Source organism: Mycobacterium sp. NGS33 (assembly GCF_059812885.1).
In genome coordinates, this window is sequence record NZ_JCALDN010000003.1 from 67,107 (window position 1) to 88,909 (window position 21,803).

The 21,803-nt window shown below is 68.3% G+C and carries 22 protein-coding genes; 11 read left to right on the forward strand and 11 right to left on the reverse strand.

Annotated features, from left to right (window positions below; genetic code table 11):
• Position 1: 1 nt before the first annotated feature.
• Positions 2 to 1,630, reverse strand: coding sequence for a peptide ABC transporter substrate-binding protein (locus AC5Y5B_RS07730; protein WP_205869152.1), 1,629 nt, complete (start codon positions 1,628 to 1,630; stop codon positions 2 to 4).
• 89 nt (positions 1,631 to 1,719) lie between these two features.
• On the opposite strand from AC5Y5B_RS07730, the gene AC5Y5B_RS07735 reads away from it, so the two are divergent.
• On the forward strand, positions 1,720 to 2,505 hold the full coding sequence (locus AC5Y5B_RS07735; RefSeq protein ID WP_500004854.1) for an LppU/SCO3897 family protein: 786 nt from the start codon (positions 1,720 to 1,722) through the stop codon (positions 2,503 to 2,505).
• A 7-nt stretch (positions 2,506 to 2,512) separates the two neighbouring features.
• On the opposite strand, the gene AC5Y5B_RS07740 is transcribed toward AC5Y5B_RS07735, so the two are convergent.
• Positions 2,513 to 3,055, reverse strand: coding sequence for a DUF4232 domain-containing protein (locus tag AC5Y5B_RS07740; RefSeq protein ID WP_500004856.1), 543 nt, complete (start codon positions 3,053 to 3,055; stop codon positions 2,513 to 2,515).
• A 152-nt stretch (positions 3,056 to 3,207) separates the two neighbouring features.
• Between AC5Y5B_RS07740 and acs the strand changes: the two genes are divergently transcribed.
• On the forward strand, positions 3,208 to 5,160 hold the full coding sequence (gene acs / locus AC5Y5B_RS07745) for an acetate--CoA ligase (RefSeq protein ID WP_500004858.1): 1,953 nt from the start codon (positions 3,208 to 3,210) through the stop codon (positions 5,158 to 5,160).
• A 10-nt stretch (positions 5,161 to 5,170) separates the two neighbouring features.
• Here the strand turns inward: acs and AC5Y5B_RS07750 are convergent, their stop codons facing one another.
• Positions 5,171 to 5,869, reverse strand: a complete 699-nt coding sequence (locus AC5Y5B_RS07750) for a S1 family peptidase (RefSeq protein ID WP_500004860.1) — start codon at positions 5,867 to 5,869, stop codon at positions 5,171 to 5,173.
• Positions 5,870 to 6,131: 262 nt separating this feature from the next.
• On the opposite strand from AC5Y5B_RS07750, the gene AC5Y5B_RS07755 reads away from it, so the two are divergent.
• Together AC5Y5B_RS07755 and AC5Y5B_RS07760 are read left to right on the forward strand one after the other, a co-directional pair.
• A complete protein-coding gene (locus AC5Y5B_RS07755) occupies positions 6,132 to 6,674 on the forward strand; it encodes a phage holin family protein (protein WP_112634067.1) in 543 nt (180 codons plus the stop codon).
• On the forward strand, positions 6,675 to 7,634 hold the full coding sequence (locus AC5Y5B_RS07760) for an alpha/beta fold hydrolase (protein WP_112634066.1): 960 nt from the start codon (positions 6,675 to 6,677) through the stop codon (positions 7,632 to 7,634).
• Positions 7,635 to 7,644: 10 nt separating this feature from the next.
• On the opposite strand, the gene marP is transcribed toward AC5Y5B_RS07760, so the two are convergent.
• From marP to nth, 4 genes are read right to left on the reverse strand one after another with little or no spacing between them, the layout of a single operon-like run.
• Positions 7,645 to 8,838: an acid resistance serine protease MarP gene (gene marP / locus AC5Y5B_RS07765; RefSeq protein ID WP_112634081.1), complete on the reverse strand. Its 1,194-nt coding sequence runs from the start codon at positions 8,836 to 8,838 to the stop codon at positions 7,645 to 7,647.
• 5 nt (positions 8,839 to 8,843) lie between these two features.
• A complete protein-coding gene (locus AC5Y5B_RS07770; protein WP_500004863.1) occupies positions 8,844 to 9,659 on the reverse strand; it encodes an NUDIX hydrolase in 816 nt (271 codons plus the stop codon).
• Positions 9,660 to 9,688: 29 nt separating this feature from the next.
• Entirely contained in the window at positions 9,689 to 10,357 is a 669-nt protein-coding gene (locus AC5Y5B_RS07775) for a TlpA family protein disulfide reductase (protein ID WP_112634064.1), read from the reverse strand.
• Between the two features lie 30 nt (positions 10,358 to 10,387).
• The gene (nth, locus tag AC5Y5B_RS07780) at positions 10,388 to 11,068 is read right to left on the reverse strand and encodes an endonuclease III (protein ID WP_165821833.1); all 681 of its coding nucleotides are present in this window, start codon (positions 11,066 to 11,068) and stop codon (positions 10,388 to 10,390) included.
• 173 nt (positions 11,069 to 11,241) lie between these two features.
• On the opposite strand from nth, the gene AC5Y5B_RS07785 reads away from it, so the two are divergent.
• Positions 11,242 to 11,637 (forward strand): hypothetical protein, encoded by a 396-nt coding sequence (locus AC5Y5B_RS07785; RefSeq protein WP_240631797.1) that lies wholly within the window; start codon positions 11,242 to 11,244, stop codon positions 11,635 to 11,637.
• A 104-nt stretch (positions 11,638 to 11,741) separates the two neighbouring features.
• Positions 11,742 to 12,416, forward strand: coding sequence for a cAMP-activated global transcriptional regulator CRP (gene crp, locus AC5Y5B_RS07790; RefSeq protein WP_036465140.1), 675 nt, complete (start codon positions 11,742 to 11,744; stop codon positions 12,414 to 12,416).
• A 283-nt stretch (positions 12,417 to 12,699) separates the two neighbouring features.
• Here crp and AC5Y5B_RS07795 read toward each other — a convergent pair whose 3' ends face one another.
• Genes AC5Y5B_RS07795 through sp36 form a run of 3 tightly spaced genes read right to left on the reverse strand, consistent with a single transcriptional unit; the run spans position 12,700 to position 14,137 of the window.
• Positions 12,700 to 13,503, reverse strand: a complete 804-nt coding sequence (locus tag AC5Y5B_RS07795) for an MBL fold metallo-hydrolase (RefSeq protein WP_112634062.1) — start codon at positions 13,501 to 13,503, stop codon at positions 12,700 to 12,702.
• Positions 13,504 to 13,508: 5 nt separating this feature from the next.
• A complete protein-coding gene (locus AC5Y5B_RS07800; RefSeq protein WP_112634060.1) occupies positions 13,509 to 13,964 on the reverse strand; it encodes a RidA family protein in 456 nt (151 codons plus the stop codon).
• Between the two features lie 11 nt (positions 13,965 to 13,975).
• Positions 13,976 to 14,137: a Sp36 family protein gene (sp36, locus tag AC5Y5B_RS07805; protein WP_007772224.1), complete on the reverse strand. Its 162-nt coding sequence runs from the start codon at positions 14,135 to 14,137 to the stop codon at positions 13,976 to 13,978.
• Between the two features lie 35 nt (positions 14,138 to 14,172).
• On the opposite strand from sp36, the gene bagA reads away from it, so the two are divergent.
• Both bagA and bagB read left to right on the forward strand, forming a co-directional pair.
• Positions 14,173 to 15,192 (forward strand): ATPase BagA, encoded by a 1,020-nt coding sequence (gene bagA / locus AC5Y5B_RS07810; RefSeq protein ID WP_112634059.1) that lies wholly within the window; start codon positions 14,173 to 14,175, stop codon positions 15,190 to 15,192.
• On the forward strand, positions 15,189 to 16,346 hold the full coding sequence (bagB, locus tag AC5Y5B_RS07815) for an ATPase BagB (protein ID WP_500004869.1): 1,158 nt from the start codon (positions 15,189 to 15,191) through the stop codon (positions 16,344 to 16,346). Before bagA ends, bagB begins: the two co-directional genes overlap by 4 nt.
• 117 nt (positions 16,347 to 16,463) lie before the next feature.
• On the opposite strand, the gene AC5Y5B_RS07820 is transcribed toward bagB, so the two are convergent.
• Complete coding sequence (locus AC5Y5B_RS07820) at positions 16,464 to 16,814, reverse strand: WhiB family transcriptional regulator (RefSeq protein ID WP_065027012.1); 351 nt, start codon at positions 16,812 to 16,814, stop codon at positions 16,464 to 16,466.
• Between the two features lie 354 nt (positions 16,815 to 17,168).
• Between AC5Y5B_RS07820 and ponA2 the strand changes: the two genes are divergently transcribed.
• The 3 genes from ponA2 to cds1 all read left to right on the forward strand — a co-directional run bounded on the left by ponA2 (position 17,169) and on the right by cds1 (position 21,790).
• Positions 17,169 to 19,595 (forward strand): transglycosylase/D,D-transpeptidase PonA2, encoded by a 2,427-nt coding sequence (gene ponA2, locus AC5Y5B_RS07825; protein ID WP_112634056.1) that lies wholly within the window; start codon positions 17,169 to 17,171, stop codon positions 19,593 to 19,595.
• 63 nt (positions 19,596 to 19,658) lie between these two features.
• Positions 19,659 to 20,678, forward strand: coding sequence for a metallophosphoesterase (locus AC5Y5B_RS07830; protein ID WP_240631796.1), 1,020 nt, complete (start codon positions 19,659 to 19,661; stop codon positions 20,676 to 20,678).
• A complete protein-coding gene (cds1, locus tag AC5Y5B_RS07835; RefSeq protein ID WP_500004872.1) occupies positions 20,675 to 21,790 on the forward strand; it encodes an L-cysteine desulfhydrase Cds1 in 1,116 nt (371 codons plus the stop codon). Before AC5Y5B_RS07830 ends, cds1 begins: the two co-directional genes overlap by 4 nt.
• The last annotated feature ends 13 nt before the right edge of the window (positions 21,791 to 21,803 follow it).

The following is a 21,803-nucleotide window of genomic DNA, read 5'->3' on the forward strand; positions in this document are numbered from 1 at the left end:
GTCAGGCCTTGACCAGATTCTCGTAGTCGGGCAGCCCGTTCCAGCTGACCTTGACGGCGCTGACCTGTGGCGACCATCCGAGCACGGCGATGTAGTACCACAGCGGCACGGCGGGCATGTCGTGCAACAGGATTCGCTGCGCGACGTTGACCAGCACGTCAGCCTGCCGCAGGTCGGGCGCCGCCTCGGCCGCGGCCAGTCCGGCGTCGAACTCGCGGCTGGAGTAGCCGACGTCATTGGATCCCGCGCCGGTGGCGTACAACGGGGCGAGGAACTCGATCATCGACGGGTAGTCGCCGATCCAGCCGGCCCGGAACGCAGTGTCGATCGTACGGTTGGTGATTTGGGTGCGGAAGCCGGCAAAGGTGGGCTGCGGGGCGCCGACGGCATCGATGCCCAGCACGTTCTTGATGCTGTTGGCCACCGCGTCCACCCACTCCTGATGTCCGCTGTCGGCGTTGTAGGCGATGGCGTACCGCCCGCTCCACGGCGAAATCGAATTGGCTTGGGCCCAGAGTTGGCGCGCCCGTTCGGGATTGAAGTCCAAAGCGTCGCTGCCGGGGATGTTAGGGTCGAATCCCGGCAACGAGCTGGCGGTGAAGTCGCGGGCCGGGCTGCGGGTGTTGTTGAAGATCTGCTGACAGATCTGCGGGCGGTTGATGGCCGCCGACAACGCCAACCGGCGCAGCCGTCCTTCCTCGCCGCCGAAGTGGGGCAGCCGCAACGGCGTGTCGAGCGATTGGCTGACGGCGACGGGCCCGCTGGCCGAGTTACCGCCCAGGTCGCGCTGGTAGATCGTCAACGCGCTGGACGGAATGGTGTCCAGGACATCGAGGTTGCCGGAGAGCAGGTCGGCGTAGGCGGTGTCCAGGTTGGCGTAGAACTCGAACCTCAGCCCCTTGTTGCGTGGCTTGCGGTTGCCGTGGTAATCGGGGTTGGGCCGCAAGTCAATTCGGACGTTGTGCTCCCATGCTGGCCCGTCGGCACCGTCGGCGAGTGCGTAGGGGCCGTTGCCGATCGGGTGCTGCCCGAAGGCGCTCATGTCCCGAAAGGCCGCCTGCGGCAAGGGGTAGAACGCGCTGTGTCCCAGCCGCAGCGTGAAGTCTATGGTGGGCGCCTTCAGCCGGACGGTGAACTCCCGGTCGTTGATGACCTTCAGGCCGGACATGGTGGTGACCGCCGGGTTCGGGTCACCGGCCGTCCCGGCGACGGCATCGAAGCCGTCGATGGGACTGAAAAAGCTTTGCTGCAGTTGGGCGTTGGTGCTCAACGCCCCGTAGTTCCATGCGTCGACGAACGAGTGGGCTGTGACCGGCGAGCCGTCGGTGAACGTCCAGCCGGACTTGAGGACGATGCGGTAGTTGATGTTGTCGGTGGTCTCGACGGATTGGGCGACCTCCGGCGAGGAGTTGCCGGCGGCGTCGTAGGACATCAGCCCGGCGAAGAGCCGATCGAGGATCCGGCCGCCCAGGCTGTCGTTGGTGCCGGTGGGAATCAGCGGGTTCGGCGGTTCCCCGCCGTTGACCACCACCAGCTCCGGGCTGAGCGCGCCGCCACCGCAACCGGCCAGCGAGGCGACCACGAGCATCGCGGCGACGACCGGGGCCAGCACGGCCGACGGGATCCGCATCGCACGCATGACACCCGACCCTAGGGCCTGAAGCCGCGCGACGGTGAAGTGCCCGGTGCGGCTCGCCAACTTAGAATCCCGTCGTGACTGTGCAGTATCTGGCCTCGCATGAATCGGGGGTGCGAGCGGGCTTCTTGATGTTCTCCCTCGGTTTGCCCGCAATCGGATTGGTCTGCCTGGTCATTGGACTGGTGGAACGCTCCCGCGCCCGCCGACGGGCTCCCGCCTACCCGCCGCCGCAATACCCGCCGGGCTTCCCCGTCCATCCCGGTTATCCCTACCCGCCGCCGGGCTATCCCGCTCCGCCCTATCCGGCTTATCCGGGCTACGCGCCGCGGCCACGGACGCCGAAGTCGGCCACCACCCTCATCACCATCGGCGCCGTGCTGTTGACGTTGGGAGGATTGGGCGTCCTTGGCAGGACGGCGCAAGTCCTGTCCGAGCGCCCCGAGGACGTCGCCCTGGCGGTGGGCGATTGCATTACCGAAAACGATTACGCGGCACACCATTTCGAAAAGCACCTGATCAGCGGCTGCATCGATCCAGCGAACACCTATGAACTCGCATTCAAGGGAGGCGCCTCCGAGAGCTGCCCCGACGGCAAGCGCGAACACTCGATTTACGAGCGCACCAGCAACCACTCGACGCTCCTGTGTTTCATGATCAATCTGCGGCAGGACCAGTGCTACCAGGTGACCCGCGACGGCGAGGCCGTAAGCATGAAACCGGACGACTGCAACCAATCAAGCCCGCTGCACGTGAGAGTCAGTCAGCGCATCGACGGCAGCGCGGACAAGACTCAATGCCCGCCCGACAGCAAGGGCATCGCCTACCCCGTTCCCGCACGGGTCTATTGCCTGGTCAGAGCAGACTGACGCCGCTTCAGACCGCGGTGATCGGATGCACCTGCAATTCGCAGGCGTCGATGGTGGCCGCGACCGTCAGCACCATTTCGGTGTCGGGCGGGTTGACGCGCAGGTCGGTGTAGGTGGGGCAGGCGGCACCACTGCCGTCGACGGCCATTCCCTCGACGACGGCCTGCCCCTGCGCCGAGATCGACAGCAGCACGGTGGGTGGCACGTCCGTGCCGGCGGGCAGCCCACCCAGGTAGCCGCGCAGCGTGGGTTGCGCGTGAATCGCTGGCCCGCCCGCGCCCGAATCCAACCAGGCGTACCCGGTGAGCGTGCACGGTTCGGCGCCCCCAGCGAGGGTGAACACCAACGTCACCGCGCGATGCCCCACCGCGCCTTCCGTCGGCGAGGCGGTCACGGCGATCTGCTCCGACCGGCACGGCGTGGCCTGGTCGCCGCTCTCCAGCGGCACGGCCGATGCGGGCCAACCCGGCACGGCGGCCGCCGCGTAAACCGTTGCGGCCGCGGCAAAGCGGGGGATTAGTCGGCGGAGGCCCCGCCCATGACCCGGCACAGGGGGTGATTATCCGGCATGGGGCGCACTTTGACCGGCGAATTCGCGCACCGCTACCACTCGCACAGCTACGCCTCGCCCGGATAGGCTCGCAGGCGGCAACCAGCGCACGGCCGCCGAACGGCGCAGTCTCGACTACAGGAGAGAACTTAGTGACCGCCACCCATTCCGCAGGCCCGTCCTCCTATCCGCCGCCGGCGCAGTTCGCCGAGCAGGCCAACGCGGGCGAGGAACTGTACCGCGAAGCCGAGCAGGACCGGCTGGCCTTTTGGGCCAAGCAGGCCAACCGGCTGTCGTGGGCGACGCCGTTCACCGAGGTGCTGGACTGGTCGCAGGCGCCCTTCGCCAAGTGGTTCGCCGACGGCCAGCTCAACGTCGCCTACAACTGCGTGGATCGCCACGTCGAGGCCGGCAACGGTGATCGGGTCGCGATCCACTGGGAGGGCGAACCCGTCGGCGATCACCGCAGCCTGACCTACGCCGATCTGCAAACCGAGGTGTGCAAGGCCGCCAACGCGCTCACCGACCTCGGTCTGGTCGCCGGCGACCGGGTCGCGATCTACCTGCCGCTGATCCCCGAAGCGGTGATCGCGATGCTGGCCTGCGCGCGCCTGGGTTTGATGCACAGCGTGGTGTTCGCCGGCTTCACCGCCAAGGCGCTGCAGGCCCGGATCGCCGACGCGTCGGCCAAGCTGCTGATCACGAGCGACGGCCAGTTCCGCCGCGGCAAGCCGGCGCCGCTGAAGGACGCTGCCGACGAGGCCGTCAGCGGCGGCGACAGTCCCGTCGAGCACGTACTTGTGGTGCGGCGCACCGGAATTGACGTGTCCTGGAACGACGACCGCGACCTGTGGTGGCACGACGTCGTCGACTCCGCGTCCGCCGAGCACACCCCGGAGCCCTTCGACGCCGAGCAGCCCTTGTTCCTGCTGTACACCTCCGGAACCACCGGCAAGCCCAAGGGCATCGTGCACACCAGCGGCGGCTACCTGACCCACGCCGCCTACACGCACTACTACGTCTTCGACATCAAGGCCGACACCGACGTGTTCTGGTGCACCGCCGACATCGGCTGGGTCACCGGCCACACCTACGGCGTGTACGGCCCGCTGGCCAACGGAGTCACCGAGGTCCTGTACGAGGGGACGCCCGACTCGCCCAGCCAGCACCGGCATTTCGAGATCATCGAAAAGTACGGTGTCACAATCTATTACACCGCTCCCACGCTGATCCGCACGTTCATGAAGTGGGGACGCGAGATCCCCGACGCGCACGACCTGTCCAGCCTGCGGCTGCTGGGCTCGGTCGGCGAACCGATCAACCCCGAAGCGTGGCGCTGGTATCGCAAGGTGATCGGCGCCGACCGCCTTCCCATCGTCGACACCTGGTGGCAGACCGAGACCGGCGCCACGATGATCTCCCCGCTGCCCGGAGTCGCTGCGGCCAAACCGGGTTCGGCGATGAGGGCGCTGCCGGGCATCTCGGCCAAGATCGTCGACGACCACGGCGAGCAACTGGTCCCCGGCGTCCACCAGGGTGAGCACGTCACCGGCTACCTGGTGCTGGACCAGCCGTGGCCATCGATGCTGCGCGGCATCTGGGGAGACCCCGAGCGGTACGTGGAGACCTACTGGTCCCGGTTCGGCGAGCAGGGCTGGTATTTCGCCGGTGACAGCGCCTATTACGACCGCGACGGCGCCATCTGGGTGGTGGGCCGCATCGACGACGTCATGAACGTCTCGGGGCACCGGCTGTCCACCGCGGAGGTGGAGTCGGCGCTGGTCGGTCACGCCTCGGTGGCCGAGGCGGCGGTGGTCGGGGCGACCGATGCCACCACCGGCCAGGCCATCTGCGCGTTCGTCGTCCTGCGCGCCGATCACCAGGTGCACGACGGGATCGTCGACGAATTGCGCGTCGAGGTGGCCCGGGAGATCTCTCCGATCGCCCGCCCGCGCGAGGTCCACGTGGTGCCCGAGCTACCCAAGACGCGCAGCGGCAAGATCATGCGCAGGCTGTTGCGAGACATCGCCGAGAACCGCGAACTGGGCGACACCTCGACGTTGCTCGACCCCGGGGTGTTCGACGCGATCAGGGCGGCGAAGTAGTCGCCGCGGTTCAGCCGGGCAGCGGGCTGAACCCCGCGCCGGGCCGGTGCTTGGTGTTGATGTCGGCCAGGATCGCGTTGAACGACTGCACCACGGCCGGCGTGTGCAGCGGAATGTATTTGATGACGCAGGTCGGCAGGTTGTCGCTGAACGCCCCGTGGATCATGCCGACCAGCTGATTGTTGACGGTGACCGGCGCGCCTGAGTCGCCCGGCTGGCCGCAGACCTGCATGACGATGGTGCCTGGCGCCTGACCCATGCCCCAGGTGACGCCGCACGAATTGCCGGTCGTGCGGCCCTGTTTGCAGGCGATCTCACCGAAGGCGGGGTCCGGGCCGATGCCACTGATCAGGAAGCCGTTGAAGTTGGCCACCGGCGTCACCTTGGCCGGGTCGAACTTGATCACCGCGTAGTCGAGGTTGTCGTTACCCGCGACCATGGTGCCCAGCACGCCGGCGTTTTCCGCACCCTCGGCGGTGACTTGGGCCCCCGGGCCGCCGCAGTGCGCGGAGGTGAAACCGATCAGCTCGCCGGCGGCGTCGCCGCCGATGGTGGTCAGGGTGCACATGGTGTCGCCGTTGATGACGATGCCCGCCCCACCGCCGATCGGGATCCGGACGTCAGCGGCCGCGGCGCGGGCGTGCGAACCCATCACGGCCACGAGCAGGGCGACCATCGCCACTAAGAAGCATCGGTGCGCCCTCCGCACGGCCCCACTCCCATCGGTCAGCCGGACATCGCGACCGGCTTGGCCGAGTGTAATCGGCCTCGATGTGATGTTCGCTCTGGAAACCGCGTCGGCCGCGCGCGGCGTCCCGACCGCCTTCTGTCCGAACCGAACTGGCCCGGGCGCGCTCCACCCCCGCGCCGCGGCGCCCGGCTGGCCTCGTGTGGCTTCGTCTATCCGGGCGCCACGTGGCAACATAAACCGCGACGACAGCGAGCCGGGCAACGACGAAAGAGGACCGTCTGTGAGCAAAGCCGATGGCAAGAACGGTGTGCCCAGCACCCTGACCACGATTCCGTTGACCGACCCGCATGCCAAATCCGCCGAGCCGTCGATCGGTGACCTGATCAAAGACGCGACGGCCCAGGTGTCCACGCTGGTGCGCGCCGAAGTCGAGCTGGCGCGCGCCGAAATTACCCGGGACGTCAAAAAGGGTTTGACCGGGAGCGTCTTCTTCATCGCCGCGCTGGTGGTGCTGTTCTATTCCACCTTCTTTTTCTTCTTCTTCATCGCCGAGCTGCTCGACACCTGGTTGTGGCGCTGGGCGGCGTACCTGATCGTGTTCGGGGTGATGGTGGTCGTCGGCGCCTTCCTGGCGTTGCTGGGCTTCCTCAAGGTCCGCAGGATCCGGGGACCGCGCCAGACGATCGAATCGGTCAAGGAGACGCGCACGGCGCTCACGCCGGGCCACGACAAGGCCCCGGCCGGCGCCAGGGAGCTGCCCGAGTCGCGCGGCAAGCACGCGAAGCCCGCTAACGGCGCCACCGCCGATCCATCGGGTTGGTAAATGGCGCCGCCGGATCCGTCGGTAACCCGCATCGACGGGCCGTGGCGCCATCTCGATGTGCACGCCAACGGCATCCGCTTCCACGTCGTCGAGGCCTTAGGCGACGCCGACGGCCGGCCGGCGACGTCGCGCCCGCTGGTGATGCTGCTGCACGGGTTCGGGTCGTTCTGGTGGTCGTGGCGCCATCAGCTGCGCGGACTGCGCGGGGCGCGCGTGGTGGCCGTCGACCTGCGCGGCTACGGGGGCAGCGATAAGCCACCCCGCGGCTACGACGGCTGGACCATGGCCGGCGACGCGGCCGGACTCATCCGGGCGCTGGGGCACTCCTCGGCGACGTTGGTCGGCCACGCCGACGGCGGGCTGGGCTGCTGGGCCACCGCCTTGCTGCATCCGCGGCTGGTGACGGCGATCGCGCTGATCAGTTCGCCGCATCCGGCGGCGTTGCGGCGATCGACGTTGACGCGACGCGACCAGGGTTACGCCCTGCTGCCGACCCTGCTGCAATACCAAATACCGTTGTGGCCCGAGCGCCTGTTGACCCGGGACGACGCCGCCGAGATCGAGCGTCTGGTCCGCAGCCGCAGTTGTGGCAAATGGCTTGCCTCCGAAGACTTTTCCGAAACCATCGGCCATCTGCGCACGGCGATCCAGATCCCGGCCGCGGCGCACAGTGCACTGGAATACCAGCGCTGGGCCGCCCGCAGCCAGCTGCGCGACGAAGGCCGGCGCTTCATGAGGTCGATGAGCCAGCAGCTCAGCGTCCCGCTGTTACACCTGCGCGGCGACGCCGATCCCTACGTGCTGGCCGACCCCGTCGACCGAACGCAGCGCTACGCACCGCAGGGACGCTACGTATCCATTTCCGGCGCAGGGCATTTCAGCCACGAAGAGGCGCCCGAGGAAGTCAACAGGCACCTGACGAAGTTTCTCGACCAGGTGCACCTGACCCGGGCCAGGTGAGCGCTGCGGTTCAGCCGACGCAGGACCCGGTGCCCACCAGTTGGGTGTCACCGATCCTGGCCAGCTGACCGGCCACCTCGTCGGCGGTCAGCACGAAGCCGGTGTCGGGATCGTCGACCGCCGCGCCGAACACCACCCCGAGCACGTGGCCGTCGAGATCGATCAACGGCCCACCCGAATTGCCTTGCTCCACACTGGCTCTGATCGTGTAGACGTCACGGGTGACCGGCGCCGGATCGCGGTAGATGTCGGGACCGCTCAGCTTGATCAGCTCGCGGATCCTGGCCGGGGTCGCGGTGAAGTTGCCACCACCCGGATACCCCAGGACGACGACGCTGGCACCAGTTTTCGCGTCGGCCTGGGCAAAAGCCAGTGGCGGCGGGGGCAGGTTGGGCACGGCCAGGATCGCGATGTCGACCGCCGGATCGTAGGACACCACGGTGGCGTCCAGCGGATTGCCGCTGGCGTAGATCTGCACGCTGTTGGAGCCGGCCACCACGTGCGCATTGGTCATCACCCTGTCGGGTGCGATGACAAATCCGCTGCCCTCCAACACTTTCTGGCAGCTGGGCGCCAGGCTGCGCACCTTGACCACGCTGGGCGCGGTGGCCTGCACCACCGGGTTGCCGGCCAGCTCGGGATCGGGCGAGGCGACCGGGATGACGGGGGTGCGGCTGAACGGCTCCAGCACCGCGGGCAGGCCGGAGGTGTTCAGCAGCGCCGAAAGCCGCTTGGGCACCGTCTTGAGCCAGGGCGGCGCAACGTCGTTGACCTGAGCCAACACTCGCGAGCCGCGGACCGCCGCGGCCAGTTCCGGCTGATCCTTGGACTGGGTCAGCGGCGTGGCCAGCAACCACGCCGCGGTCAGCACCACGACCAGCTGGACCGCCACCCCGATGACCGAGTCGACCGTGCGGATGGAACGGCTGCGGATCGCGCTGCGAACGGCCCGCCCCAGCACCACACCGGCGACCTCACCGATGACCACCAGCGCAAGGATCAAGAACAGTGCGGCAAACAATTTGGCGCGCGGCGCCGCGATGTGGCTGACCAGATGGGGCGCCAGCAGTACCCCCGCGATGGCGCCCAGCAACACCCCCACAAACGACAGCAACGAGCCCAACGCGCCCGAGCGCCAGCCCGAGACCGCCGCGATGAACGCGACCGCCAGGACGGCGACATCCAGCCATTGCGACGGGGTCATCGAATTCATCGCAACCCGCCCCCCTCGCCGACCAGCGCCATCGCCGCGTCCAGCTCGCGCTCGTCGCCGATGTCCCAGGGCTGGGCCCAGCCCGCGACGTCGAGCAGCGCAGAGATCACCTGGCCAGTGAATCCCCAGACCAGCATCTCGTTGAGCAGAAACGCCGGGCCGGCCCACCGACGGCCGAGATCACCGCGGTACACCATCAGCCGGTTGGCCGGATTGATGAAGGCGCGCAACGGAACTCGCGCCACGATCGCCGTTTCGGCCTCGTTGACCACGGCCACCGGACCCGGATCCGGCGAGTACGCCAGCACCGGGACGACGTGGAATTGCGACGGCGCGATGAACATCTTCTCCATCGTCGCCAGGGGATAGAGCCTGCTGACGTCGATCCCGGTTTCCTCGCGGGCCTCGCGCAGCGCGGTGTCCACGGGGCCGTCGTCGGTGGGATCGGACGCGCCGCCGGGAAACGCGGCCTGGCCGGCGTGGTGACGCAGGGTCGACGCCCGCACGGTGACCAGCAGGTCGGCGTCGTGGGGAAAACCACCGTCGGGCGCCCCGGATTCCGAGCCGGAGAACAACACCAGCACGGCGGCTTCGCGGCCGCCGCCGCGCAGGGTCGCCACCGCCGACGCGGCCTTGCTGGTGATCATCGCCAGCACGTCTTCCGGCAAGCGGCGCCGGGCCGCATCGGGAACGTCATCGACGTGGTCGACCAGCGGACGCAGCCAGGACGGGCAGGCGTCAGGCCGCAGCGGAACGGCCCCGCGCGCGGGGGCGGGGTCCCCATTCCGCAGGGGCGAACCCCCAGCACTCACGGCCCCTCCAGTCGGTTCAATTTTTCCGCTTATCCCCTGTCATCACCGATCGCGGCCGCGATCTCATCGGCAGTGGTGAATGCTCGTGGCAGCGTCTGGGCAACGCTACCGTCCGCTCGCAGCACCACCGTCGCGGGCATCACATTTACCACGCGGAGTGCGGCCGCGACCCGGCGACGACCGTCCTGCAGCGCCGGCAGGCGCACCCCGAGCTCGGCCAGCCGCAGCAGGGCGGCCGTCTCGTTCTCGTCTTGATGCACCGTCACCACCGTCACGTCCGAACCGGCCCGACGTTGATACTCGGCCATCGCGGGCAGTTCGGCGGCGCACGGCGCGCACCAATACGCCCACAAGTTGAGGACCACGCGCCGCCCGGCCACCGCGCGTGCGACGTCGACAACCGAACCGTCGGCGGCGCACTCCGCCGTCACGCCGCGCAGCAACTCGGGGCCGGGACCGTTTCCGGCGCCGGGGCACGGCGGCAGGTCGGCGCGCTGCCGCGGTCCCGACAACGCCGCCGGCGTATCGGCGTCGCGATGTTCCCGGTCGGCCACGGTCCGGCCGCTCGCGGGGGTGGCGGTCGTGTCGGCGTCATCGCGCAGCTGGGCGACCAGCGCCGCGATCAGCGCCACCACCACCGCCAGGATGGCGATGTGCCAGCGGGCCTTCCGGGTCAAGGTCGGCTTGGGAAGAGGCATGCTGTGCCCGTGCGTCGGTCGCGAACCGGCTTACAGCCCGGCCAGGGCGAGCAGGTGCTCGGTTTCGGGGCCCTTCACCAAGGGGGCGGCCAGCGCCGCTTCGGTTGGTCCCAGGCCGAAGGAGGGGCAGTCCTTGGCGATCAGGCAGACGCCGCACGCCGGTTTGCGTGCGTGGCACACCCGACGACCGTGGAAGATCACCCGGTGGCTCAGCAGGGTCCACTCGCCGCGTTCGATGAGCTCACCCGCGGCGTGCTCGATCTTGACGGGGTCCTTCTCGGTGGTCCATCGCCACCGGTGCACCAGCCGCGCGAAGTGGGTGTCGACGGTGATGCCGGGGATCCCGAAGGCGTTGCCCAGGATGACGTTGGCGGTCTTGCGTCCCACCCCCGGCAGGGTGACCAGTTCGGCCATGGTCGACGGCACCTCACCGTCGAATCGTTCGACCAGGGCCTGCCCCAGACCGATCAGCGAGGAGGCCTTGTTGCGGAAGAAACCGGTCGGGCGGATCAGGTTTTCCAGTTCCGCCCGGTCGGCTTGCGCATAGTCCAGCGCCGAGGGGTACCGCTTGAACAGCGCCGGCGTCGTCAGGTTGACCCGCTTGTCGGTGCTCTGCGCCGATAGGATGGTCGCGACGGTCAGTTCCAGCGGCGTCGTGAAATCCAGCTCGCAGTGTGCGTCCGGAAAGGCTTGTGCCAGAGCGCGATTCATCCGGCGGGCCCGTCGCACCAGGGCGACCCGGGTTTCCTGCGACCACCGTCCGGCATCGGCGGCGCCGGACGGGGCCGGAGCCGATTTCGAACGCCCGGACGACTTTGCCGCTGTCACCTACGACAGAGTACTGATTTCGTGATCTGGCCGAGACCCCGTGTTGATTCAAGGCCATGTTTACTCTTCGTGTGTCGTGGTTGCTGGTGGCCGGGGTTCCGGTGCTGCTGATGCTGGCGGCGCTGGGTCTTGGACGGCTCGAATCGGAGCTCGCCCCCGCCGCCACGGCTGTGGCCGACGTCGACGAATTCCTCGAACTTGCCGGCGCCGTGGACATGCGCACGCTGGCGTCCGAAGGCATGCCGGAGGCGCTGGAATACCTGCATCGGCGCGAGCTTGCGCAGCTGCCCACGGCGGCGACGAACGGGCTGGGCGGCGGGCCGCGTCATGCCGCGCCGTCGTTTGCCGTCGGCTTCGTCGACCGCGACGAGATGACGTTACCCACGCGGATCCACGGTCAATCGCACGTCAATCCGCAGTTTAGGGCACCTCGACACGCCAATCGTGTGTAGCGTTGGCACGTTGGACACAACGGCCTACCTCTAGACTCGTCACGCGAGCAAGGGGTTAGCCTGCCCGTATCACATTAATTTTCTGGGAAAGTTGAAGAGGCAACGTGGACGAGATCCTGGCAAGGGCAGGAATCTTCCAAGGGGTTGAACCCGGCGCAGTCACAGCACTGACCAAGCAGCTGCAACCCGTCGACTTCCCCCGCGGACACACGGTCTTCGCCGAGGGGGAACCCGGCGATCGGCTGTACATCATCGTCTCGGGGAAGGTGAAGATCGGTCGCCGTTCGCCCGATGGACGCGAGAACCTGCTGACGATCATGGGCCCGTCGGACATGTTCGGCGAATTGTCGATCTTCGACCCGGGTCCCCGGACATCCAGCGCCACCACCATCACCGAGGTGCGGGCGGTGTCGATGGACCGCGACGCGCTGCGGGCCTGGATCGCCGACCGCCCCGAGATCGCCGAGCAGCTGCTGCGGGTGCTGGCCCGACGCCTGCGCCGCACCAACAACAACCTGGCCGACCTCATCTTCACCGACGTGCCCGGCCGGGTGGCCAAGCAGCTGCTGCAGCTGGCCCAGCGGTTCGGCACCCAGGAGGGCGGCGCGATGCGGGTCACCCACGACCTGACGCAGGAAGAGATCGCGCAGCTGGTCGGGGCCTCCCGCGAGACGGTGAACAAGGCGCTGGCCGACTTCGCCCACCGCGGCTGGATCCGCCTGGAGGGCAAGAGCGTGCTGATCTCGGACTCCGAGCGATTGGCCCGCCGAGCGAGGTAAGCGCGGGCGTAGCCCGGGCGCAACCGAGCGAGCATCAAAGCCCGCCGAGCGAGGTAAGCGCGGGCGTAGCCCGGGCGCAACCGAGCGAGCATCAAACCCCGAGCGAGGTAAGCGCGGGCGGGAGGCGGCGCTGCGCCGTCATTAGGCACACCGGCCCCACGGGCGCCTTCTCGGCACCATGAGGCGACTTCACAACGTGCTAGCGCCGGTGCTAGCGCTTTTCAGAAGAACTCTGTGCTCCCAGAGCCGAGACCGAGGGGCGGTAGTGTCTCGCTGGGTCGCCCTACGCCGTGGGCTCGGAGCGCAGATAGTTCAGCTGCACCTGCACGGACCACTCGGCGGCATCCCAGAGCTTCTCGTCGACATCGACATAGACGTGTTCGACGATCTGGCGGGCGCCGGCGTCCTCCCCCAGCTCCCGCAATGCCGCACGCACCTGGTCCAATCGCTCCCGCCGGTGCGCGAGATAGCCCTGGGTGACGCTCGCCAGGTCGGTGAGCTCGGGGCCGTGCCCGGGCAGCACCGCCCGTCGTCCCAGGCCGCGCAGGCGCCGCAGCGATTCCAGGTAGTCCGTCAGGCTGCCGTCCTCCTTGTCGAGGACGGCGGTGCCGCGGCCCAGCACGGTATCGGCGGTCAACACGGCATCGTCGAGCAGGAAGGACAGCGAATCGGCGGTGTGGCCGGGGGTCGCCATGACCTTGATTTTCAGCCCGGCGGCGTCGATCACCTCGCCGTCGGTCAGCTCGCCGCCGAGGCCGCGCAGAAAACCGCTGCCCGCCGAGCGCACGGTGGCGCCGGTCAGCTCGACCAGCTTGTCGATGCCGTCGGTGTGATCGCTGTGCCGGTGGCTGATCAGGACCAGGGCGATACGGCCCAGCGCGGCGACCCGCGCGATGTGGTCAGCGTCGTCGGGCCCGGGGTCCACGATGACGAGCTCGTCGCTGCGCGGGCCGCGCAACACCCAGGTGTTGGTGCCCTCGAGCGTCAGCAGACCGGGGTTGTCGGCCAGCAGGACCGATGCGGTCTCGGTGACCGCCCGCAACGTGGCGTAGGCGGGATGGGTGAGCGACTCGGCGGCCTTGGTCACGGACGTCAGCCGACCTCGACGATCAGCTCCACTTCCACCGGCGCGTCCAGTGGCAGCTCGGAGACGCCGACCGCGGAACGCGCGTGCGCGCCCCGCTCGCCGAACACCTCGCCGAGCAGCTCGGAGGCCCCGTTGATGACGCCGGGCTGGCCGTTGAACCCCGGCGCCGACGCGACGAACCCGACGACCTTGACCACCCGGGTCACCGCGTCGATGTCCACCAGCGAGTTGACGGCGGCCAGCGCGTTGAGCGCACAGATCCGCGCCAGCGCCTTGCCCTCGTCGGGGCTGACGCCGGCGCCGACCTTGCCGGTGCCCAACAGCTTTCCGGCCTGCATCGGCAGCTGGCCCGCCGTGTAGATCAGGTTGCCCGTGCGCACCGCCGGTACATAGGCGGCCAGCGGCGCAACCACCTCCGGAAGCTCGAGGCCGAGCTGCCCGAGCCTGGCCGAAGCACTCATCGCACCGACCTCTATTTGGGGCGCTTCAGGTACGCGACGTGCTGCTCGCCGGTCGGCCCTTGCAGCACCGACACCAACTCCCAGCCGTCGGCACCCCACTGGTCGAGGATCTGTTTGGTGGCATGCGTCAGCAGCGGGACCGTGACGTACTCCCATGCGGTCGGTTGGCTCATGCCGCGAGCTTATCGGGTCGGGCTAGCATGCGAAGGTGGCAACCACATCGAGCGGCGGAGCTGCCGTCGGCTGGCCTGCGCGCTTGACGAAGGCCCGTTTACATTTCGTCACCGGCAAAGGCGGCACGGGTAAGTCGACCATCGCGGCCGCGCTGGCTCTGACGCTGGCCGCCGGGGGCCGCAAGGTCTTGCTCGTGGAAGTCGAGGGGCGCCAAGGGATTGCGCAACTCTTCGACGTCCCGCCGCTGCCCTACCAGGAGGTGAAGATCGCGACCGCCGAGCGCGGCGGTCAGGTCAACGCCCTGGCGATCGACATCGAGGCCGCCTTCCTCGAATACCTCGAGATGTTCTACAACCTGGGCATTGCGGGTCGCGCGATGCGCCGCATCGGCGCCATCGAGTTCGCGACCACGATCGCGCCCGGACTGCGCGACGTGCTGCTGACCGGCAAGATCAAAGAGACCGTGATCCGCGTCGACAAGAATCGGCTGCCGGTTTACGACGCGATCGTCGTCGACGCCCCGCCGACCGGACGGATCGCGCGGTTCCTGGACGTCACCAAAGCCGTGTCCGATCTGGCCAAGGGCGGCCCCGTGCATTCGCAGGCCGACGGCGTGGTGAAGCTGCTGCACTCCGAGCAGACGGCCATTCACTTAGTCACCCTGCTGGAGGCGTTGCCGGTCCAGGAGACACTGGAAGCCATCGAAGAACTCGCCGAGATGCAGCTGCCGATCGGCAGCGTGATCGTGAACCGCAACATCCCGTCTTATCTGCAGCCGGCCGATCTGGCGAAGGCCGCCGAGGGGCACGTCGATGCGGACTCGGTGCGGGCCGGATTGGAAAAATCCGGAATCAGCTTGAACGACAAGGACTTCGCGGGCCTGCTCACCGAGACCATCGAACATGCGACGGTCGTCGCTACGCGCGCCGAGATCGCCCAACAGCTCGATGAGTTGAAGGTGGCGCGACTGGAACTACCGGCCATTTCCGACGGGGTCGACCTCGGTAGCCTCTACGAGCTGTCGGAATCACTTGCGCAGCAGGGGGTTCGATGAGCGTCACGCCCAAACAACTTGATATGGCCGCCATCCTGGCCGACACCACCAACCGCGTGGTGGTGTGCTGCGGCGCGGGCGGGGTGGGCAAGACCACCACCGCGGCCGCCATCGCGCTGCGCGCCGCCGAATACGGGCGCAACGTCTGCGTTTTGACGATCGATCCGGCCAAGCGGCTGGCACAGGCTTTGGGGGTCAGCGACCTCGGCAACACGCCGCAACGCGTTCCGCTGGCGGCGGAGGTCCCCGGCGAGCTGCACGCGATGATGCTCGACATGCGCCGCACCTTCGACGAAATGGTGGTGCAGTACTCGGGACCCGGTCGCGCGCAGGCGATTTTGGACAACCAGTTCTATCAGACCGTCGCCAGTTCGCTTGCCGGCACGCAGGAATACATGGCGATGGAGAAGCTGGGACAGCTCCTGGCCGAGGATCGCTGGGACCTGGTGGTGGTCGATACCCCGCCGTCGCGCAACGCCTTGGACTTCCTAGACGCGCCGAAACGACTGGGCAGCTTCATGGACAGCCGGTTGTGGCGGCTGCTGCTGGCGCCGGGGCGTGGCATCGGGCGATTGGTCACCGGCGCAATGGGTTTGGCGATGAAGGCGATGTCGACGATCCTGGGTTCACAGATGCTCGGCGACGCGGCGGCATTCGTGCAGTCTCTGGACGCCACCTTTGGCGGCTTCCGCGAAAAGGCCGATCGCACCTACGCGCTGCTGAAGAGGCGAGGGACGCAGTTCGTGGTGGTGTCGGCCGCCGAGCCCGACGCGCTGCGCGAGGCCGCGTTCTTCGTCGACCGCCTGTCGCAGGAGGGCATGCCGCTCGCCGGGCTGGTGTTGAACCGGACCCATCCGCCGCTGTGTGCGCTGCCGGCCGAGCGGGCGATCGACGGCAGCGAAATGCTGGACCAGGACAGCGATTCCGAATCGGCGGCGCTGGCCTCGGCGGTGTTGAAGATTCATGCCGACCGTGCGCAGATGGCCAAGCGAGAGATCAGACTGCTTTCCCGGTTCACGGGGGCCAACCCGCACGTGCCGGTGATCGGGGTTCCGTCGCTGCCGTTCGACGTTTCGGATTTGGAGGCGCTGCGGGCGCTCGCGGACCAGATCACTTCGGTCGGTGACGATGCGGGCCGGGCAACGCCCCGCTGAGGAACCGGCCGGCTGAAGATCCGGGCCCGCCCGTCGTAACAGAAACGTAATGACGAACGGCGGGGCGGTCGGCCCTACCCGCAGCGATGGACCGCCGGCGGGTCGGGCTCGCGAAGGTCAGCCGACGCTGCGGGTCCGCCGCTTGTCGAAGAAGTCCGCCCAGGAAACCACCTCGGGGTGCTGCTTGAGCAGGGCGCGGCGCTGCCGCTCGGTCATGCCGCCCCAAACCCCGAACTCGACCTTATTGTCCAGCGCGTCTGCTCCACACTCCTGCATCACCGGGCAATGACGGCAGATCACCGCCGCTTTACGCTGGGCCGCTCCCCGGACAAACAGTTCGTCGGGATCGGTGGTCCGGCATAGCGCCCTCGAGACCCATGCGATCCGTTCTTCAGCATCGACGCTGCGGAGTACTCCTTGTGCGGCTGCAATGTTTGTCCTACGCGCCGCCGGCCGTATTGGTGACACGAACTGTTCCCTTTCCCTACCGGCCGCCCGTCACGGCCGCCCTCCTCGGGTGCAGATCCTGACCTAGCGATCTACGCCACACTATGTACATCGGTGTTACCTGAATCTCACCGTGTGTCTAAGTTAGGTGGTCAGGTGCCAATTGCGCAACAGTCCGATAACGCTTTTTTTGGGACGGGCGTCCCGTCTCGTCCCAAACGATAGGCGAAGAAGTGATCTTGCACACTCTGTTGCACCTCTGACCTGTAACGCAACTGCAAATTCGCGGCCGCCGGCCCGCGGCCCCAAGAGGACCCAAATTTTGGAAGAACGTGCAGCGTGGCGGCGTGGCTGGGGGCCGCTACTGTAGTAGCCATGTCAGACCGCCCCCCGGCCGCGCTCACGATCCTTAAGCTCGCGGGGCTCTGTTTGTTGGCCAGCGTCGTCGCCACGGCCCTGCTGTTCCCGTTCGCCGGCGGAATAGGACTGGTGTCCAATCGCGCCTCGGAAGTGGTGGCCAATGGCTCGGCCCAGCTGCTCGAGGGCGAGGTGCCCGCCGTGTCGACGATGGTCGATGCCAAGGGCAACACCATCGCCTGGCTGTATTCGCAGCGCCGGTTCGAGGTGCCCAGCGACAAGATCGCCAACACGATGAAGCTGGCGATCGTCTCCATCGAGGACAAGCGGTTCGCCGACCACAACGGCGTGGACTGGAAAGGCACCCTGACCGGGCTGGCCGGCTACGCCCGCGGCGACGTCGACACCCGCGGCGGCTCGACCATCGAGCAGCAGTACATCAAGAACTACCAACTGCTGGTGACCGCGAAAACCGACGCCGAGAAGCGCGCGGCCGTGGAAACCACTCCGGCCCGCAAGCTGCGCGAGATCCGCATGGCCCTGACGCTGGACAAGACCTTCACCAAGCCCGAGATCCTGACCCGCTATCTGAACCTGGTCTCGTTCGGCAACGGCTCGTTCGGCGTACAGGACGCCGCCCAGACCTACTTCGGCATCAACGCGTCCGACCTGAACTGGCAGCAGGCGGCGCTGCTGGCGGGCATGGTGCAGTCGACCAGCGCCCTCAACCCGTACATCAATCCCGAAGGCGCACTGGCGCGGCGAAACCTGGTGCTGGACACCATGATCCAGAACATCCCGCAGGAGGAGGAAGCGCTGCGCGCGGCCAAGGCCGCGCCGCTGGGGATCCTGCCGCAGCCCAACGAACTGCCCCGCGGCTGCATCGCGGCGGGCGATCGCGCCTTCTTCTGCGACTACGTCCAGGAGTACCTGTCGCGGGCCGGGATCAGCAAGGAACAGGTGGCCCGGGGCGGCTACCTGATCAAGACCACGCTGGACCCGGACGTGCAGATCCCGGTCAAGGCGGCCATCGACAAATTCGCCAGCCCGACCCTGCCGGGGATCTCGAGCGTGATGAGCGTGATCCAGCCCGGCAAGACGTCGCACAAGGTGATGGCCATGGCCAGCAACCGCACCTACGGGCTCGACGTCGACGCCGGTCAGACAATGCGCCCCCAGCCCTTCTCGCTGGTCGGCGACGGCGCGGGATCCGTCTTCAAGATCTTCACCACGGCCGCGGCCCTGGACATGGGCATGGGCATCAACGCCACCCTCGAGGTGCCGGGCCGGTTCCAGGCGAAGGGCATGGGGAGCGGCGGGGCCAAGGGCTGCCCGAAGGACAACTGGTGCGTGGTCAACGCCGGTAACTACCGCGGGTCGATGAACGTCACCGACGCGTTGGCCACCTCGCCCAACACCGCTTTCGCCAAGCTGATCCAGCAGGTCGGCGTGACGCGCACGGTCGACATGGCGATCAAGCTCGGGCTGCGGTCCTACGCCGACCCGGGCACGGCCCGCGACTACAACCCCGACAGCAACGAGAGCCTGGCCGACTTCGTCAAACGGCAGAACATCGGCTCGTTCACGCTGGGCCCCATCGAGGTGAACGCGCTGGAACTGTCCAACGTCGCGGCCACGCTGGCCTCCGGCGGCACTTGGTGCCCGCCCAACCCGATCGACAAGCTGGTCGACCGCAAGGGCAACGAGGTCGCCGTCACCACCGAGACCTGCGACCAGGTGGTGCCCGAGGGCCTGGCGAACACGCTGGCCAACGCAATGAGCAAGGACGCCCTGGGCGGCGGCACGGCCGCCGGGTCGGCCAGCGCGGCGGGCTGGGACCTGCCGGTGTCCGGGAAGACGGGCACCACCGAGGCGCACCGCTCGTCGGGCTTCGTGGGCTTCACCAACCACTACGCGGCGGCCAACTACATCTACGACGACTCCACCAACCCCACCGATCTGTGTTCCGCCCCGCTGCGCCACTGCGGCGAGGGCGACCTGTACGGCGGAAACGAGCCGGCCCGCACGTGGTTCACCGCCATGAAGCCGATCGCCACCAATTTCGGGCCGGTGCAGTTGCCGCCCACCGATCCGCGCTACGTCGACGGGGCACCCGGGTCACGGGTGCCCAGCGTCGCCGGCCTGGATATCGACGCGGCCCGCCAGCGCATCAAGGAGGCGGGCTTCCAGGTCGCCGACCAGAACAATTTCGTCAACAGCAGCGCCAAGCAGGGCGAAGTGGTGGGCACGACGCCGAGCGGCGCGACGATTCCGGGCTCGATCATCACCATCCAGGTCAGCAACGGCATCCCGCCCGCCCCGCCGCCGCCACCGGAAGGCGCGCCGCCGGTCGGTTCGCAGGTCGTCGAGATCCCGGGCCTGCCGCCGATCACCATTCCGCTGCTGGCGCCGCCGCCACCGGCGCCCGGCCAACCGCCGCCATAGGCGGGATTGCGCCGTGACGCAAGAGATACGCTGCCAGTCCGCGACCGGCAGTAGGCTGCCAGCATGGCTGATGCTCAAGTCCCGATTGCCCGGCTCCTCCCCGGGCCGCCTCGCGGCCCGCATCGTCGCCGAGCTGTGCCCGTCCTGATCCGTGCCGGCGCCGCCACCCTTGCTTCGAGCGTCGCCGGCCTCGGTTATGCCGCGGTCATCGAGCGCAACGCGTTCGTCCTGCGCGAGATCACCATGCCCGTGTTGAGCCCGGGCTCGACGCCGCTGCGGGTGCTGCATGTCAGCGACCTCCACATGACGCCCGGCCAGCGCCGCAAACAGGAGTGGCTGCGCGAGCTGGCCGGCTGGGAGCCGGACCTGGTGGTCAACACCGGCGACAACCTGGCCCACCCCAAGGCGGTGCCGTCGGTCATCCAGGCCCTGGGCGACCTGCTGTCGCGGCCGGGTGTCTTCGTGTTCGGCAGCAACGACTACTTCGCGCCCACGTTGAAGAATCCGCTGAACTACGTGACCAACCCGTCCCACCGGGTCCGCGGCGAGCCGCTGCCCTGGCAGGACCTGCGGGCGGCCTTCACCGAGCGCGGCTGGCTCGACCTCACCCACACCCGACGCGAATTCGAAGTGGCCGGCCTGCACGTCGCCGCGGCGGGTGTGGACGACCCCCATCTCGACCGGGACCGCTACGAAACCATCGCCGGCCCGGCCAGCCCGGCGGCGAATCTGCGGTTGGGGCTGACGCATTCGCCCGAGCCCAGGGTGCTGGACCGCTTCGCCGCCGACGGCTATCAGCTGGTGATGGCCGGACATACGCACGGCGGGCAGGTGTGCCTGCCGTTCTACGGCGCGCTGGTGACCAACTGCGGTCTGGACCGCTCGCGCGCCAAGGGTCCGTCGCGCTGGGGCGCGAACATGCAGCTGCATGTGTCCGCCGGGATGGGCACCTCACCGTTCGCGCCGGTGCGATTCTGCTGCCGTCCGGAGGCCACCCTGCTGACGTTGATCGCCGCTCCGATGGGCGACCGCGACGCGGCCAGCGACCTGACCCGCTCGCAGCCCACAGCATCGGTGCGTTGACCGGCCAGACCCGGATCGCGGTCCGCAGCCGCTCACGTTGCTGGACCGACAACGCGATCCGGCTGATCCAGGCCGACGCCCGGCGTAGCGCCGACACCCATCTGCTGCGCTATCCCCTGCCATCGGCGTGGAGCACCGGCGGCCCCGGGGCTCAGGTCGCGCTATACCTCAAAGACGAGACCACGCACATCACCGGCAGCCTCAAGCACCGGTTGGCACGCTCGTTGTTCCTCTACGCGCTGTGCAACGGCTGGATCGACGAGGGCACCACGGTGGTCGAGGCGTCGTCGGGCTCGACGGCGGTGTCGGAGGCCTATTTCGCGGCCCTGCTGGGGCTGCCGTTCGTCGCCGTGATGCCCGCGGCGACGAGCACCTCAAAGGTGGCGCTCATCGAAGTCCAAGGCGGCCGTTGCCATTTCGTGCAGAGCTCCAGCGAGGTCTACGCCGAGGCCCAGCGGGTCGCCGGCGAGACCGGAGGGCATTACCTGGACCAGTTCACCAACGCCGAACGCGCCACCGACTGGCGGGGCAACAACAACATCGCCGAATCGATCTTCGAGCAGATGCGCGAGGAGGAATACCCGGTCCCGGAATGGATCGTGGTCGGTGCGGGCACCGGCGGAACCAGTGCCACCATCGGGCGCTACATCCGCTACCGGCGCCACGCGACCCGGTTGTGCGTCGTCGATCCGGAGAACTCCGCGTTCTTCCCCGCCTTCGCCGAGGACCGCGACGACGTCGTGCTGCCCACCTCGTCGCGCATCGAGGGCATCGGCCGGCCGCGGGTGGAGCCGTCGTTCCTGCCCGGCGTGGTCGACCGGATGGTGGCCGTCCCGGACGCGGCGTCGATCGCGGCCGCGCGGCACGTCAGCGCGGTGCTGGGGCGCCGGGTGGGGCCGTCTACGGGCACCAACCTGTGGGGTGCGTTCGGCCTGCTCGCCGAGATGGTCGCCGAGGGCCGCAGCGGTTCGGTGGTCACGCTGCTCGCCGACAGCGGCGACCGCTACCGCGACACGTATTTCAGCGACGAGTGGGTGACCGCGCAGGGACTGGACCCCGCGGGCCCGGCCGAGGCGCTGGTCGAGTTCGAGCGATCGTGCTCCTGGGCGTGACCCGGCGCACGAC